Consider the following 15,178-nt stretch of genomic DNA (forward strand, 5'->3'; position numbering starts at 1 on the left):
ATCAAAATTAATATGTATCATGTCTATTGAAACTGACATCAAACAAAGTAAGTTCAGAAACCCGCACCATAAAGCGGCTCTCAACTTACTGTTTACTGCCAATTGGCTCAGCAATAGTCAAGCTTGCCTTCTGAAGCCTTATGACCTCACTCCTCAGCAATACAACGTACTTAGGATTTTACGAGGCCAGTACCCTAATCCTATTCGGGTCAACGACATCATCGAAAGAATGCTCGATAGAATGTCGAACGCTTCTCGACTTGTAGACAAACTGCTACTCAAAGGCTTGGCTCAACGAACCGAATGCCTTCATGACCGCCGTGCTGTAGATGTAGTAATATCGGAGGCAGGTTTGAACCTTTTAGCTGAACTCGACAACTTGCAGGATCATTGGGAAAATAAGCTACAGCAGCTAAGTGGCGAAGAAGCTGCCCTACTGAGTGATTTGCTCGACAAACTTAGAAGTACCTCAGAAACCTCTTGCTAATAAAAGCCTCTAAGGCTTATAATTTAGAATATTTTTAAAAACTAGTAAATCCATAAAACAAATCTTTCTTTTTTTAAATTTTAAATTCTCACAATCACAATGAAAACAATCAAAATGTTCTCTAGCGTATTAGTAGCTGCCTTAATGACTTTCAACATTGCTGGTGCTACCGAAAAAAACAACACAAAAAAGGCCGTAGCTTACAAAGTAGATGTTTCGAAAAGTACGGTTAAATGGCATGCTAAAAAAGTAACAGGTGAGCACTTTGGTACCATCAATCTATCAAATGGTGGCTTGACCTTAGACGGCAACAAAATTACCGGAGGTACTTTTGAAATAGACATGAACAGCATCGCCTGTACAGACCTTACGGATCCTGGCTATAATGCCAAATTGGTAGGTCACCTTAAGTCTGATGATTTCTTTTCGGTAGAAAAAAACCCTAAGGCCAAATTTGTGGTGAAAAAAGCCGAAGGTAAAGGCGATACTTACAATATCACTGGAGATCTTACTATCAAAGGTATCACTAACACTATCACTTTTCCAGCAACTGTAAAAACAGATGCTAATGGTGTAAATGCCACCGCCAAAATTGTACTTGACCGCTCAAAATGGGATATCCGCTATGGTTCTAAAACCTTCTTTCCTAACATTGGCGATAAAATGATCAATGATGATTTTGAAATTAACTTGGCTTTAGCAGCTAAAAAATAAGCTACAACTTGGTTTACATAGACCAATCATTTTTTCCAAAAGCCTATTCGATTATGAATAGGCTTTTGTTTTTTTAAATACGTAATTTTTTTGGAATTACTGCGTTTATAGAAGTATATCATAGCATCAAAACCCCCACCTCGTGGACCATCTATGAAAAGACTCATCTTCCTATTAACAGCCCTTTCCACTTGTAGTTTTGCCCAAACTTCTTCCCCCACTCAGGGGGAAGAAGAAGAAGAATTTGTATGCCACTATTTTGGGTACAAACAACTCCAAACCCCCAAAGAAATTTGTAACTTTTTGGGATTCCGTTCCAACCAGCACGCCGAAGAGGTGGTAGACCAAATTTTGAGGCAAGTAGGTTTGGTTCGTAATTTTGTGGTAGTAGAATGCCCCAATACCGAAAACTGCTTTGCCACCGTCGTTGACGGTCAGCGATATATCGTTTATGATGGAGCTTTTATGAAAAGAGTTGAAAACATGACCAACACCGACTGGTCGGCGATTAGCATTGTAGCCCACGAAATCGGCCATCATCTACAAGGACACACCATCAATGCCACCGGTAGTCGCCCCAAAAAGGAATTAGAAGCTGACAGGTTTTCGGGGTTTGTAATGCAGCGTTTAGGAGCCTCGCTCGATGAAGCTCTGATTGCCATCAAAACACTTGGCGACGATAAACCAAGCTATTCACACCCTGCCAAAGCCTCACGTATAGAGGCGATTAGGCAAGGATGGGTAGATGCTGCAGGTCTTAACAAAAGCAACAATACTACTGCCAAAGCAGTAACTAACAAAAGCCCCCAGTCTACCGTTAATTCTGCTCCCCCATTGATGAAACCTCTACCTACTACGGAGGAGGAAGAAGAGGAAGATAACGAAAACGTAGGATGTATGGCGGGCAATTGTGAAAACGGCTTGGGCATTTACGTGCATGAGAGCGGCGAACGCTATGAAGGCGATTTTCGATATGGAAAGCGTCATGGTACGGGAGTTCAATACTATCCTAGCGGAGCCATGAAATACAAAGGAGATTTTAGGGCCGATTCGCGCACTGGCTACGGGGCTTATTATTTTCCCAATGGCGACAAATACGTAGGTTTGTTTCTCAATAATCTTCCCAATGGCAAAGGCACTTATTATTATGCCGACGGAGATAGGTTTGTAGGAGTTTATGAAAATGGTAAAAGAAACGGTCAAGGTACTTTTTACCGCAAAGACGGACGGCGCGAGTCAGGCATCTATGCGGGTGATAGCCGAGTCAAGTAATTTCTTAATAAAGAGAACTCAACCAAATAATAAAAAATGGATTTTGGAAAACTTGAAGATATTTCAGGCGTAGACTTTAGCCTTCCATCTGACAATGACTTTATTTCCAAAATTGTTTTTCCTTCCTTATCCCCACAAGCTTCACCCCAATGCTATGTAGGACCACCCATTTGGGCAAATAAAGAATGGGTAGGTAAAATATATCCAACCACTGCCAAAGAAAAAGACTTTTTATACCACTACACTCGACAGTTTAATACCATTGAACTGAACGTAACACATTATCAAATACCCAATGAAGCCACTATAAAACGGTGGAAGGAAGCTGCCGCCCAAGGGTTTAAATTTTGTCCTAAATGGCCTCAAGTCATCAGTCATGAACGCCAGCTTAGGGAATGTGAAGAACTTAGTCACGCTTTTACAAACGCGGTATTAGGTTTAGAAGAGCACCTCGGTACTACATTTTTACAACTCGGTCCTCATTTTGACCCTCGCCAGCTTGGAGCATTAGAAAATTTTCTTAAACAACTCCCCCCTTCTTTTCCTATATCAGTTGAGTTTCGTCATCCTGATTGGTTTTCCAATCCTGCCATTTGGCAAAAAACGCTTCATCTTTTGCATGACTTAGGCATGGGTACTGTCATATCTGACGTAGCAGGTCGCCGCGATGTACTTCATATGAGTCTTAGCTCATCGGTAGCAGCCTTACGCTTTGTAGGTAACGAATTACACCCTACTGACTACACACGCGTAGATGCGTGGGTACAACGCTTCAAAGAATGGTTTTCACAAGGTCTACAAACAGCTTACATATTTGTGCATTGTGGCGAAAACAACCAAGCTCCTGAGCTTACTAAATATTGGATACAACAACTCAACCTTCATTGCAATCTCTCTCTGACTCCTCCTCGTATTCAGCCCAAAGTAATTCAAGGGTCGCTTTTCTAAATTATATTTTCTAGTAAACTAGAGCAACTTCCTCTTTCCACTGAGTTTTACCTCATTTTTCTTATGATTCACCGCAAACATTGGAAAAAATGTCCGGTACACGCAACCGAAACCCCATTATTCTCGTAAATGTGTGTACAAACATATTTTTTAGCAACTCAAACTTCCATTGACATGAAAGAAACAACCATGAAAAGAGGTCAATTTTTGCGTGAATTAGGTCTAAGTGGCAGTGCCTTAATGGCATTTTATTGCATGGGTACTACTCTTACGGCTTGTTCAACTAGCAGCGATGACCCAACCCCCGACAGTGGAGGTACAGGAAGCTCTACTGGTCTTACAGGCAATGCCGATACAAGCAAAGGAACAATTAGTTTTACCCTTGATTTAACAAATTCTACCTATTCAGGACTTAAAACCGCAGGAGGATTCGTAATAGTTGGTAGTGTGATCATAGCTAACGCCAAAGGTACCATCGTAGCTCTGTCTAAAACCTGTACTCATGAAGGGACTACACTAACGTATCGCTCTTCCCAAAACGATTTATACTGTAGTAATCATGGCTCTGAGTTTAGCACCACAGGCGCGGTAGAAGTAGGACCCGCTACCCGCAGTTTGGCGATATATCAAGCTCAATTAAGTACAGACGGCAATACCCTAACCGTCAAAGCTTAATAGTCAATCTTTTTTAGTATTTAATGTGTACATGTTTTAAATAAAAATCCCCTTATAAAATGAGAAGAATTGCCCGATATTTATGGATATGCTTACTAGTAAGCCCGTTGTCAGCTATTGCACAAGACGATTTAACAAAAATGCTCGACGAAAACGAGACCAAATCTGTCGACTATACCACTGCAACTTTCAAAGGGACGCGTATCATTAATGGGCATTCGGTCGAAACGGTAAAAAAAAATCACCTTGATTTTTTGATTCATCACCGTTTCGACCGTCTCAATTCCGGCGCTTACAATCTTTTTGGGCTAGATTACTCCACTATTCGATTGGGATTTGAATATGGCCTCACCGACAACCTTATGGTGGGAATCGGGCGTAGTAGTATCCAAAAAACCTATGATTTTTTGGTCAAAGGCAAACTCCTACGCCAATCATCGGGAGCACGTAATATGCCTTTTACCGTTACGGCTTTTGCAAGTGCCGTAGTCGAGACAATCGACAAAGAACTCACCTTCCAAGACAAGATTTCTTACACTACGCAATTGTTGATTGCTCGTAAATTTAACGAACGGCTCTCTTTACAACTGATGCCTACGCTCTTGTATCGCAATCGTGTTTCCACTGCTGCCCAAGACCGTATGCTTATGGCATTGGGAGTAGGTGGTAGAATGAAAGTTACCAAACGTCTTTCTCTTAATGCTGAATATTACTGGGCATTCCGAGACCAAAATTTACAAAATCAACTTGGAGAAAAATACGGAAATTCTCTGGCTATTGGCTTCGATATTGAGACTGGGGGGCACGTCTTCCAGCTTCACTTTACCAACTCCGCCGGCATGGTGGAAAAGCAATTTATTGGAGATACGGCAGGTAGTTGGGGAAATGGAGATATCCGCTACGGGTTTAATATTTCTCGTACTTTTAGTTTTGATAAACGCGCCAAAGGCATCAACAAAGTCTCTGATAAATAAAAACTTAATAGCCATGAAAAAAGAAATCGCGCTAATCCTTCTATTATCAACTAGCTTGAGTATTTGTATCAAAGCACAAAATCTCTACGCTACTAACAACGGCGAGACAAGTTTTTTCTCTGAAACTCCTGTTGAAAATATCTCAGCCATCAATAAGTTGGGTCAAGCTATCATCAATATCACCAACAACGATATCGTAGTGCAGATGAATATCAAACAATTTGATTTTCCTAACAAATTGATGCAAGAACACTTCAACGAAAATTATATGGAGTCCTCCAAATACCCTAAGGCGGTCTTTAAAGGGAAAATCAATGAAAAAATTGACTTCACTAAGTCAGGTATCTATGATGTATCTGCTACTGGCGATTTTACAATTCATGGCGTGAGTAAGCCTCGCACTTTTAAGGGAAAACTCAATATAACCCCTGATAAGCTTAATCTCACCACCGACTTTGAAGTATCACTTACCGACCACAATATTGAAGTTCCTAAGGTGGTTTTCATGAAAATCGCGCAAGTCATAAAGGTCAAAAACAACTATACCCTTACTCCTTATGTAGCAAAAAAATAAGAAGCAGAAAAAAGGAAACTTTTTTGGCAAATATTCATACAGTATAGTTGACAATATAAATACTTTCATGAGTGGTAAGACCTTAAAAAGGTCTTACCACTCATTTTGTTTTTCTCAATTTCATTAACATTAATTATGCAAAAAGTAAAACTAACTTTGGTTTTGGCAGCTGTTACCTTGATTTTGACTTGTGGTTTTGTACAAAAAAAAGGCAAATGGCAAAAGCTTTTTAACGGCAAAGACTATACAGGCTGGCATACTTTCAACAAACAGGGGCAGCCGATTTCGGATAAATGGCAAATCGAAGACGGTGCAATGGTACTTACGGGTAGAGGAGGTGGCGACCTCGTCACCGACAATGAGTTCGAAAATTTTGAACTTGAACTGGAATGGAAAATCTCTGAAAAAGGCAATAGTGGAGTGATGTGGGGAGTAGTAGAAGATAAAAAATATTGCTGCCCTTACAGCACAGGGCCTGAGATGCAAGTACTCGACGATGCCAAACATCCAGACTCATTTGCGGGAAAAAATGGCAATCATAAAGCAGGTTCATTGTATGATATGATTCCGCCAGCAGACCTGACGGCTGTTAAGCCTGCGGGTGAGTGGAACAAAGCCAAAATGAAAATCTACAAAGGCCAAGGTACTTTTTGGCTTAACGGCAAGCAGATGGTAACCTTTCCTACTAACGGTCCGGGCTGGGATGCATTGGTAGCCAATAGCAAATTCAAAACTTGGGAAGGTTTTGGTAAGTTTCCAAAAGGAAAAATCGCCCTTCAAGATCACGGCGATAAAGTATGGTATCGTAATATCCAAATTCGGGAATTATAGTATTTTTTAATCCATAAAAAAGCCAGCGTCTAAAAACACGCTGGCTTTTTTATGGGCAACAACCCCATTTATCTACTCTCCTTGAAGTATTTCTTCCGAAACTCCCGTCATCGAGAAACCGCCATCATGGAATAGGTTTTGCATCGTGACCATGCGAGTATAATCCGAAAACATCATCACTACATAGTTGGCACAGTCATCGGCCGAGGCGTTGCCCAAAGGAGCCATTTTGTCAGCAAAATCATAAAACTTATCAAAACCTCCAATACCTGAGCCTGCGGTAGTCTTGGTAGGAGATTGCGATACAGTATTGACGCGTACATTTTTGGCTTTGCCATAGCGGTAGCCATAGCTACGAGCGATTGACTCAAGCATTGCTTTGGCTTCTGCCATATCGGTATAAAACGGAAAAGTACGCTGCGCGGCCATGTAAGAAAGAGCCACTACACTTCCCCATTCATTGATAGCATCGAGCTTTTCGGCTACTTGCAAAAATTTATGAAAAGAAAGAGCCGATACATCTACGCTTTTTAAAAACCAGTCATAATTCAAATCTCCGTAGGGACGCCCTTTACGGATATTAGGCGACATTCCGATAGAGTGAAGTACAAAGTCAACTTTACCGCCTAAGACTTCTATTGATTTGTTGTAAAGATTCTCAATCTCTTCTACTGAAGTAGCATCAGCAGGGATGATTTCGGCCTCACACGCATCAGCCAATTTTTTGATTTCGCCCATACGCATTGCAATAGGGGCATTGGTAAGGGTAAATGTTGCGCCTTCTGCTTTGGCTTTCATAGCCACTTTCCACGCAATAGAGTTCTCGTCAAGTGCACCTGAAATGATGCCGCGTTTGCCTTGTAAAATTCCGTTTGCCATTTTTTCAGTTTATTGTTTATTCTGCGTTTACAGTTATCACTAACCGCTCACCCACTGCAATTCAACCAGCGGAATTGCCACCGAGCAAAGTAACGAATTTTTGGGCAAATTGTGTCGCTTTTTGTTTTTCAATCCACTTACTTTTACTCAATCACCTTCCCTCTATTGGGCAAGGTATCCTCTATCTTTAAGCTCTTGTAAGGGGTTATGAAGCAAATAAGTAGTGCCGTTTTGGAGCAAGTAGGTACGGTCTGCGATTTCCAAAACATCCCGATACAAATGATCGGTTATGAGGATTCCTTTGCGAAGTTTTTGGATTTGAATCAATCTTTTAAGTTCTTCTACATAAAGAGGTGAAAGGTGAGAAAAAGGCTCATCCAAAAGGACAAATTGGTTAGGAGAAAACAACACCATCAGGGTTTCCCAAAATCTTCTTTCTCCGCCCGAAAACTCTCCAAAAGTTCTTTTCTTTTGTTGCTCCCACCGTTCTCCTAATTCCGTCTCCTCTATTTTTACCCCATACATTCTAAATCCCTCCTCCAAGCTCAAATAAGAAGGAACCAGAGGATATTGAGGCAAGTATTGTACTAAACCTTTCTGACGATAAGGATATTTTAGGTAGATTTTATTCCAACGGACTGATTTATAAGTAGCCTCAAGAGTACCAAAAATAATTTGTAACAAACAAGACTTCCCTCCCCCATTACGACCCAATATCGCCGTCACCGCCCCCATAGGAATCGCGAGATGAATGCTTTGGAGAATTTTACGACTCTCAAAGCTTAGCTCAATGCTATCAGCTTCTAAAATACAGTTATGCTCCATTGAACCAAACTTATTAACCCGAAAAAAATCACCAAATCTAGACCAAACGCCTTGATAAATAGGCCATTAATAGTATAGCCTAAGTTTTGAAAAAACATATATTGCTCTCTCGAAAAAGTATTCATGAAATACCACACAAATCCAAAAGAGGCTAATTTTAGCCAAAACAAGGCCCCTACCAAATCCCAAATATCTTCCCCTAGGGGCATTCCTCCCATCAGCCACCCTCCCCAACCTGCCATTTGAGTAAAAATCCAAAACTTCCGATAGAAAAGCCATACTATTGAGACCATATGCCGTTATTTAGGGCAAGCTAGGTCTATCTTTTTTAGAAGACAACCGCGTTAAGATTATTTAACGTTTTAGAATTTATTTATATACTCAATCGCGCTATTGTAAACCTATCCGACCAAAACTAGACAACTCTTTTGCGACGGTCAAGAAAGTTAAAAAATCCGTGTAACCATATACCCTTTCGTAACCTGAAAATACCATTTAACATAATCATTTTAGGATACCCTCCCAAAGTACTAAATTTGTTTTTAATATACTTTGAAACTAATATTTCACCCATCGCGCCGGCGACCCGGTCATTATTCCAAATATGTGGCAATTTGTTAAGTACGTATTTGCAACAATCGTAGGTTTATTCATTTTTTCGGTATTAGGTTTTTTTCTTTTTATTGGTATTGCCTCAATGCTAGGATCATCGGAAGATAAGGCAAGTATCGATAAAAACTCCGTTCTCAAATTAGACCTCAACAATCCTATTCAAGAAATTGCCGTCGAAAACCCCTTCGCTGAGTTTTCGGGTGGGCAAGGCAATGTACTCGGTCTCAATGATATCAAATCTGCGCTAGCCAATGCTAAACTAGACCCCAATATCAAAGGAGTATATTTGTATGTACAATATCCTTCCGTAGGCTGGGCTACTGCCGAAGAGGTACGTGATGCCATTGTGGACTTCAAAAAATCCAAAAAGTTTGTATATGCCTATGGCGAAGTGATGACCGAAAAAGCCTATTACTTAGCTTCTGTAGCCGATAAAATCTACCTCAATCCAGCCGGAGGAATGGAATGGAACGGACTCAGTGCTGAGTATGATTTTTATAAAGGAACCCTTGATAAGTTAGAAATCAAGCCCTTGGTTTTTAGAGTGGGCGAATATAAAAGTGCGGTTGAGCCTTTCTTCCGCGAAAATATGAGCGATGCTAATAAGCTTCAAAACCAAGTTTTGATCAATAATATCTTTGATCACGCCATTGAGAATATCTCTAAATCACGGAATGTTCCTGTAACTACGCTCAAAAATTTGGCCGATTCTTTATTGATAGATGCTCCCCAAGATGCCCTTAAATACAAATTGGTCTCTCATGTGGGGTATTATGACGAAGTAGAAGCAGCTCTTCGTAAAGAACTCAACCTCAAGGAAGACGATAAAATCAAATTTGTAGGCCTTAGCAAATATGCCAAAGCCGAAAAGCAAGTCAAAGAAGGCCCTTCTGATAGCCGTATCGCCATAATAGTCGGAGAAGGAGCTATTTACTCAGGCAAAAGTGGCGACGGCAATATTGGCTCTGAGACCATTGCAGAAGAGCTTCGTAAAGCGCGCAAAGATAAGAAGGTAAAAGCTGTAGTGTTACGTATCAATTCTCCAGGCGGTAGCGCTCTAGCTTCGGATGTAATGTGGCGCGAAATCCAACTTACCCGAAAAGTAAAACCTGTGATTGCGTCTATGTCGGATGTAGCAGCCTCGGGAGGGTATTATATGGCAATGGGATGTGATAAAATCGTAGCCCAGCCCAACACTATCACGGGTTCAATCGGAGTATTCAGTGTTTTATTCAATTTTGAAAACACTTTTAAAAATAAATTGGGAATCACTTTCGACCGTGTCAATACCAATACTCATGCAGATTGGCCGAGTGTAACCCGAGATATGACTCCTTTTGAAAACAATCGTCTTCAGAAAAGTACCGAAAATATCTATGCAACCTTCACCCGTAAAGCCGCTGAAGGGCGAAAAATGCCTCTTGCTAAACTTCAATCTTTGGCCTCAGGCAGAGTGTGGTCGGGTAGAGAAGCCAAAGCCAATGGCCTGATTGATGAATTTGGGGGATTGGACAAAGCGATTCAAGTAGCAGCGCAAGCCGCCAAATTGAAAGAAGGAGAATATCGTATCAAATTTCCTGCGCAAAAAAATGTGTTTGAGCAGTTTATGAACAAAATCACTGGTGATGCCGAAGAGCAAATGCTCCAAAAACAACTTGGTGATTTTGCCCCTTATCTCAAAACACTCAAAAAATTGCAGCAAATGGAAGGAACACAAGCTCGTATGCCTTTCGACATCAATATCAAATAATACGGACAATATTTTTCTCAAAAAGAAATGGTTGGTGAACGATTCACCAACCATTTCTTTTTGGGTTATGCCTTCAATTCTTATTGATAACGTTCTTTCAACAAATCTTTCATATATACATTGATATCCCACTGACTTGCCACGGGGAGGTTGGTATAGGGCAAGGTCTGCAAATAACCTGGTGCGGGGCCAAATTCTGAAGTAATCGTCAATACTTTAGTGCCTTTTTTGCGGTGAGTTTCCACAATTTTATCCCACCAAACCAAATGAGCATCTACGCACGATTTCCATTCCGGAGCACGAGGGTCATTGACTTGGGGACCTTCAGGGTGCCCTACTCTATTATGAATATGGTCGGCATGTTTTATAGCTCGCTCCATATTTTCTACTTGGTCGTTTAGCAAAGACTCCGATACATTGACCCAGTGAGAAAAATCTCCGGTGAGACGAAGTTCGGGAAAAGTCACAAAATAATGTTGCGTAGCAGGAGCACTATACGTAAACCTCCCTCGATGAGTTTCGTGAAGAATTGGAACGCCTGTCTTTTGTTGCACATCAAACGCCACCTGAATTAGTTCACAATTTTGTTCGTGCGAAAAATAATCTTTACCCGTATGACAATTGATAAGAATTGGCTTGGAAGCGGCGATTTTTTCTAAATCAGCCTTATATTTAGCTTTGTGCTCGGGGAAGTTGTTTCCACCCCCAAAAGCCATTAATATAGTGTCGAGGCCATGAGATTTCATGACGGTTATGGCCTCCGCAGCTTTGTCAGGAGCAGTAGCTATCTCCATCCCATCGTATCCGGCTACTTTTACTTTTTTTGCAGCCTCTTCCAACGAAAGAGCTTCAAGCCCCCAAGTCGGACAAAAAAACTTTATGAGCATTGTATTTTTTAATCTCTTACAGCCCCCGTGCGCCAAGCCTCCACCATAGGGTACCAAATAGGCTGATATTCGACGTAGCGTTGAAGTTCATAATGATCGTCCACAAATTGATTAGGACGTCGATTAAAAGTAAAATTGATTTCTGAGAAATTAGCCCTTTGCGAGTACACCCATACCTCTCGGTCTTTGCTGCGTTGTACACGATCTGGCGAACCCATAATGATAAAAATCATTCCTTTATCCGTTTTCCAACCTTCTTTATAAGTTGTAAATAACCGATTGGCTTCTTCTACTCGATGATAAAAAGCACTGATGGTACGCTTCGCCAAATCAGCATTACCATTCATAAGTGAAAGCCAATATCTATCTAGAGACTTTTTAGGATCTTTGGTAGCCAAAAACTCATTAATTTCTTGGCTTTGACTCATATACATGACAGGTCTTATCAATTCGGCGGGCCGTGTCATTTTTGGAAACCGCTTATTGGTTATTACTAGACCTATTCCTGTAGCGTCGGTTGTATCTTCCATCATAAAATACAAACCTTCTTCCTTGAAAGAAACAGGGGTATTGGCCATAATCATAAAAGTACTATCTACTCCCAACGTACGAGGTGCATTGCGGGGATTGGTATTCATAGGAGAAGTAGCTGGATCGAAATCATAACGATAACGTGAAACAAAGAGTGTCTTCTTCGTATTGTTTACATCTTTTACCACTAAGGTGTCGTTGGCATTGATATAATTTTGAAGCAAAGGCACTTGCGCAGTCTTTTCAAATAGTGTATACCTGTCACTCAGTTTATTGTCTTTAAACCTCAACTGCAAGTCATTTAGTACTTTCTTAGTAGTACCTATCTCCGACACCTCAGCTAGCATGATAGCATGGGCGTAGTTTGTGGGGCGTTTCACTTCAAAATTAACCATAAATTTGGCCGCCCCTACCTGAATCACATTTTGTTCATTGAGGGCTATATTGCCATATCCCAAACGCTCTCGTGAAGCAAAATCAGGATAAATCACATAATTAACGGTATACTTGTCAGCAAACTCTTTCCACCGAACTGGCATGTTGTTGATGCGAGACAGATCTATTCGCATGTATATTACCGCTACACTAGAGTCTTTATTGAGAAATTTACTTTTTATTCCCAAAATGGTAATATCTTCGGTCCCGTTCGAAACCGTCGTGCTTGTGGTCTTATCATTTTTTCTTTTTGACCGTGACTTAGAACTTTGCTGTGCCTGAACAAGGTGGCAGAGTGTAATCAATATAAAAAAATATACAAAACGCTTCATGGGCTTGTTGCTGGTAATAGAAGAAAAAATCTTCTTAATTCTTTTATTAAACGACAAAGTTGAGTGAATAGCGTAATAAAAAGCTATTTTTTCATTGAACTTATATTATCCAAATCAGTAGTTTGATAGTATCGATATACTTTCAATAATATTGCCAATGCCACTGCCGATTCTGCCGCCGCCACTACAATGACGAAAAGCGCAAACATTTGGCCCGCAGATTGGACAGGGTCATACTGCGCAAAAGCTATCAAATTGAGATTTACGGCATTGAGCACCAACTCCAAGCCTATTAGTACTGCTATCGCGTTGCGTTTGGTCACCATCACGGCCAGACCTATGCTAAAAAGAGCTGCCGCAACTAGAAGAAAATAGTGGATAGGAACGATTGGTTGCATGTTGCAATGTTAAGAAAAATATTCAAAATAACAGCCTAATCTTTAAATTAAGCTGTTTCTTATATTTCTTTGTTGGTTGTTCAAATACATTAACCTATGTCTGAAGTAATTGCCCGCATTCCTCATTATCAACATTTATACGAGACGCTTCGCCAACAATTACTGCAAGGCGTGTATGAAATTGGGAGCCTCCTACCTTCCGAAAAAGAGCTTCAACAAGCCTACAACCTTACTCAACCGACGGTCCGTCAGGCACTTTCGATGCTCGCCGAAGAAGGTTTTATCAAGAAATTCCAAGGAAAAGGCAGTATTGTACAGCCAGTACCGATTGGGCTAGGAATGCTATCAATTCAGCCACACCATACGGATCAACTCGTAGATGCGGCGGCGATTCGCACCGAAATAGTTCAGAAGCCGATTCTAAAGGTATTCCCTGCCGATTTTTTGTTTGTATCAGCTCAACCTCAGCGCCCATACTACTATTTCGAACGGTTGCGATTTGTTAATAACGAAGTTATTTTTTTTGAAAAAATTGCTCTTCCTGCCGAAGAAGTCCCTCAATTTCATAAGCTTAAACTCGAAAATAAGTCATTGTTTGACACCCTTCGTAAACGATATAGTATCATCGTAAAACGTGGCGAAGAGAAAGTGTGGGCTACTTTAGCTGATGAAGCTCTTTCACGAATGATGCAGATAAAGCCCAATACCCCTGTATTAAGATTAGAAAAGTGTATCGAAACAAATCGTCCTCATCTTAATATTTATTCGTCTCTTTATGCTTGTACCGACAAGTATTTACTGAAAGGGCGGTTTTAATTAACTGTATTGGTTTTGGCATGATAATTGAGGCAAGGCTATTGTAAACACTTAGAACCGATTTACAATAGTAAGCATCTCTAACCCAATCATGTTGTAAAACCATGACAACGTTAAAAAAACACAATCATTTCTGGCTATTTATTTTATTGTTGAGTGTAGCCATTGAAAGCAGCGCCCAGAATAATAATTGTGTGACTCTGTGTCCTGTTATCACTGCAAAAAAGATAAAATACACGCCCCCTCCCCCTGACACCACCACGCCAGTTCCCCAAGAAAAAGTCCAAAAAAGCTTTCGCGAGTTTGATGATTATCTTAATGAAAATAGCAGTAATTATGACAACAATTTACTAGCTTATGTATCGAATGATACTATGTATTATAAATATGAACGAGGACAATATTCGGCAGATGAAGCACTTCCAATCGCCTCAGCTACTAAATGGCTCACTGCAGCAGTTATTATGAGTTTAGTGGATGCAAACAAACTAAGTCTGACCGATAATGTAGGCCAGTATATACCCTCATTTAACGATCATGGCAAAGGCAATATAACTATCAAACAAATTTTTTCCCATACATCTGGTATTCAGGTGGATACTCGCTTTGACCAACGAGACGAAATATCCTTACAAGCAGCTATAGATTCAATTGCGATTTATACAGATCTGTTATTTAGTCCTGGCACGCAAGCTCGATACGGAAGTAGTGCTTACAAAATTGCAGCTCGAATTGCCGAAATTGTAGAAGGAAAACCGTGGGAACAAATCTTCCAAGAAAGGATTGCCACCAAATGTGAGATGATTAATACCTCCTATGGTACTACTCCCAACCCTCATGCTGGTGCTGGCGTAAGGGGAAGCATGAATGACTACATTAAGTTTCTATCAATGATACATGGCTTTGGAAAATACAAAAATGTAAGAGTACTTAGCGAAGCAGCTGTCAAAACTATGGAGCTAGATCAATCAAACGGTATTGACACTTTCTATGGGCTAGGTGTATGGCGGTATGATATTTTAAATAATATTGCGAGAGAGGTAAGTAGCCCTAGCGCAATGGGGGTTCACCCTTGGGTAAATAGAGAAAAAGGCTATTTTGGAATAATATTTACACAGGCGGGTTTTGATAAAACAATCAATTATAATCTTACGTTTAGAGGTATTGTAAAATCTAAGTTATAGCTAAAAAATGTTATCTATTGGAAAAAAATAGCCAGTAGATAACATTTTTACCCT

Annotated in this window: 17 protein-coding genes; 11 read left to right on the top strand and 6 right to left on the bottom strand. The window is 40.4% G+C overall.

The genetic code is table 11. The features are described 5' to 3' along the window. The first annotated feature begins 19 nt into the window (after positions 1 to 19). The 8 genes from P1X15_RS28170 to P1X15_RS28205 all read left to right on the top strand — a co-directional run bounded on the left by P1X15_RS28170 (position 20) and on the right by P1X15_RS28205 (position 6,475). Positions 20 to 487, top strand: coding sequence for a MarR family winged helix-turn-helix transcriptional regulator (locus P1X15_RS28170; RefSeq protein WP_277341469.1), 468 nt, complete (start codon positions 20 to 22; stop codon positions 485 to 487). A gap of 99 nt (positions 488 to 586) precedes the next feature. Then, positions 587 to 1,201, top strand: coding sequence for a YceI family protein (locus P1X15_RS28175; protein WP_277341470.1), 615 nt, complete (start codon positions 587 to 589; stop codon positions 1,199 to 1,201). A gap of 153 nt (positions 1,202 to 1,354) precedes the next feature. After that, positions 1,355 to 2,473 carry a hypothetical protein gene (locus tag P1X15_RS28180; protein WP_277341471.1) on the top strand — a complete coding sequence of 373 codons (1,119 nt, stop codon included), beginning with the start codon at positions 1,355 to 1,357 and terminating at the stop codon, positions 2,471 to 2,473. Between the two features lie 36 nt (positions 2,474 to 2,509). After that, positions 2,510 to 3,421: a DUF72 domain-containing protein gene (locus P1X15_RS28185; protein WP_277341472.1), complete on the top strand. Its 912-nt coding sequence runs from the start codon at positions 2,510 to 2,512 to the stop codon at positions 3,419 to 3,421. Between the two features lie 174 nt (positions 3,422 to 3,595). Next, positions 3,596 to 4,096 (top strand): ubiquinol-cytochrome c reductase iron-sulfur subunit, encoded by a 501-nt coding sequence (locus tag P1X15_RS28190; RefSeq protein ID WP_277341473.1) that lies wholly within the window; start codon positions 3,596 to 3,598, stop codon positions 4,094 to 4,096. Between the two features lie 59 nt (positions 4,097 to 4,155). Further along, entirely contained in the window at positions 4,156 to 5,070 is a 915-nt protein-coding gene (locus P1X15_RS28195) for a DUF5777 family beta-barrel protein (protein WP_277341474.1), read from the top strand. A 13-nt stretch (positions 5,071 to 5,083) separates the two neighbouring features. Then, a complete protein-coding gene (locus P1X15_RS28200) occupies positions 5,084 to 5,644 on the top strand; it encodes a YceI family protein (RefSeq protein ID WP_277341475.1) in 561 nt (186 codons plus the stop codon). A 135-nt stretch (positions 5,645 to 5,779) separates the two neighbouring features. Further along, entirely contained in the window at positions 5,780 to 6,475 is a 696-nt protein-coding gene (locus tag P1X15_RS28205) for a DUF1080 domain-containing protein (RefSeq protein WP_277341476.1), read from the top strand. A 72-nt stretch (positions 6,476 to 6,547) separates the two neighbouring features. Here the strand turns inward: P1X15_RS28205 and P1X15_RS28210 are convergent, their stop codons facing one another. The 3 genes from P1X15_RS28210 to P1X15_RS28220 form a co-directional block, all read right to left on the bottom strand. After that, positions 6,548 to 7,354: an enoyl-ACP reductase gene (locus tag P1X15_RS28210; protein ID WP_028664717.1), complete on the bottom strand. Its 807-nt coding sequence runs from the start codon at positions 7,352 to 7,354 to the stop codon at positions 6,548 to 6,550. Between the two features lie 162 nt (positions 7,355 to 7,516). Next, on the bottom strand, positions 7,517 to 8,179 hold the full coding sequence (locus P1X15_RS28215; RefSeq protein ID WP_277341477.1) for an ATP-binding cassette domain-containing protein: 663 nt from the start codon (positions 8,177 to 8,179) through the stop codon (positions 7,517 to 7,519). Further along, positions 8,158 to 8,472, bottom strand: a complete 315-nt coding sequence (locus P1X15_RS28220; RefSeq protein ID WP_277341478.1) for a hypothetical protein — start codon at positions 8,470 to 8,472, stop codon at positions 8,158 to 8,160. Before P1X15_RS28220 ends, P1X15_RS28215 begins: the two co-directional genes overlap by 22 nt. A gap of 311 nt (positions 8,473 to 8,783) precedes the next feature. Between P1X15_RS28220 and sppA the strand changes: the two genes are divergently transcribed. After that, positions 8,784 to 10,541, top strand: a complete 1,758-nt coding sequence (gene sppA / locus P1X15_RS28225) for a signal peptide peptidase SppA (protein WP_277341479.1) — start codon at positions 8,784 to 8,786, stop codon at positions 10,539 to 10,541. An 80-nt stretch (positions 10,542 to 10,621) separates the two neighbouring features. Here the strand turns inward: sppA and P1X15_RS28230 are convergent, their stop codons facing one another. The 3 genes from P1X15_RS28230 to nuoK form a co-directional block, all read right to left on the bottom strand. Beyond that, the gene (locus P1X15_RS28230; RefSeq protein WP_277341480.1) at positions 10,622 to 11,428 is read right to left on the bottom strand and encodes a sugar phosphate isomerase/epimerase; all 807 of its coding nucleotides are present in this window, start codon (positions 11,426 to 11,428) and stop codon (positions 10,622 to 10,624) included. A gap of 8 nt (positions 11,429 to 11,436) precedes the next feature. Further along, positions 11,437 to 12,726 (bottom strand): GWxTD domain-containing protein, encoded by a 1,290-nt coding sequence (locus tag P1X15_RS28235; RefSeq protein WP_277341481.1) that lies wholly within the window; start codon positions 12,724 to 12,726, stop codon positions 11,437 to 11,439. Between the two features lie 83 nt (positions 12,727 to 12,809). Further along, positions 12,810 to 13,124: an NADH-quinone oxidoreductase subunit NuoK gene (gene nuoK / locus P1X15_RS28240; protein WP_028664711.1), complete on the bottom strand. Its 315-nt coding sequence runs from the start codon at positions 13,122 to 13,124 to the stop codon at positions 12,810 to 12,812. A 96-nt stretch (positions 13,125 to 13,220) separates the two neighbouring features. On the opposite strand from nuoK, the gene P1X15_RS28245 reads away from it, so the two are divergent. Both P1X15_RS28245 and P1X15_RS28250 read left to right on the top strand, forming a co-directional pair. Further along, the gene (locus tag P1X15_RS28245) at positions 13,221 to 13,940 is read left to right on the top strand and encodes a GntR family transcriptional regulator (protein WP_277341482.1); all 720 of its coding nucleotides are present in this window, start codon (positions 13,221 to 13,223) and stop codon (positions 13,938 to 13,940) included. Between the two features lie 104 nt (positions 13,941 to 14,044). Continuing rightward, positions 14,045 to 15,124, top strand: coding sequence for a serine hydrolase (locus tag P1X15_RS28250; protein ID WP_277341483.1), 1,080 nt, complete (start codon positions 14,045 to 14,047; stop codon positions 15,122 to 15,124). The last annotated feature ends 54 nt before the right edge of the window (positions 15,125 to 15,178 follow it).

Source organism: Runella sp. MFBS21 (assembly GCF_029433105.1).
Classification (GTDB): Bacteria; Bacteroidota; Bacteroidia; order Cytophagales; family Spirosomataceae; genus Runella.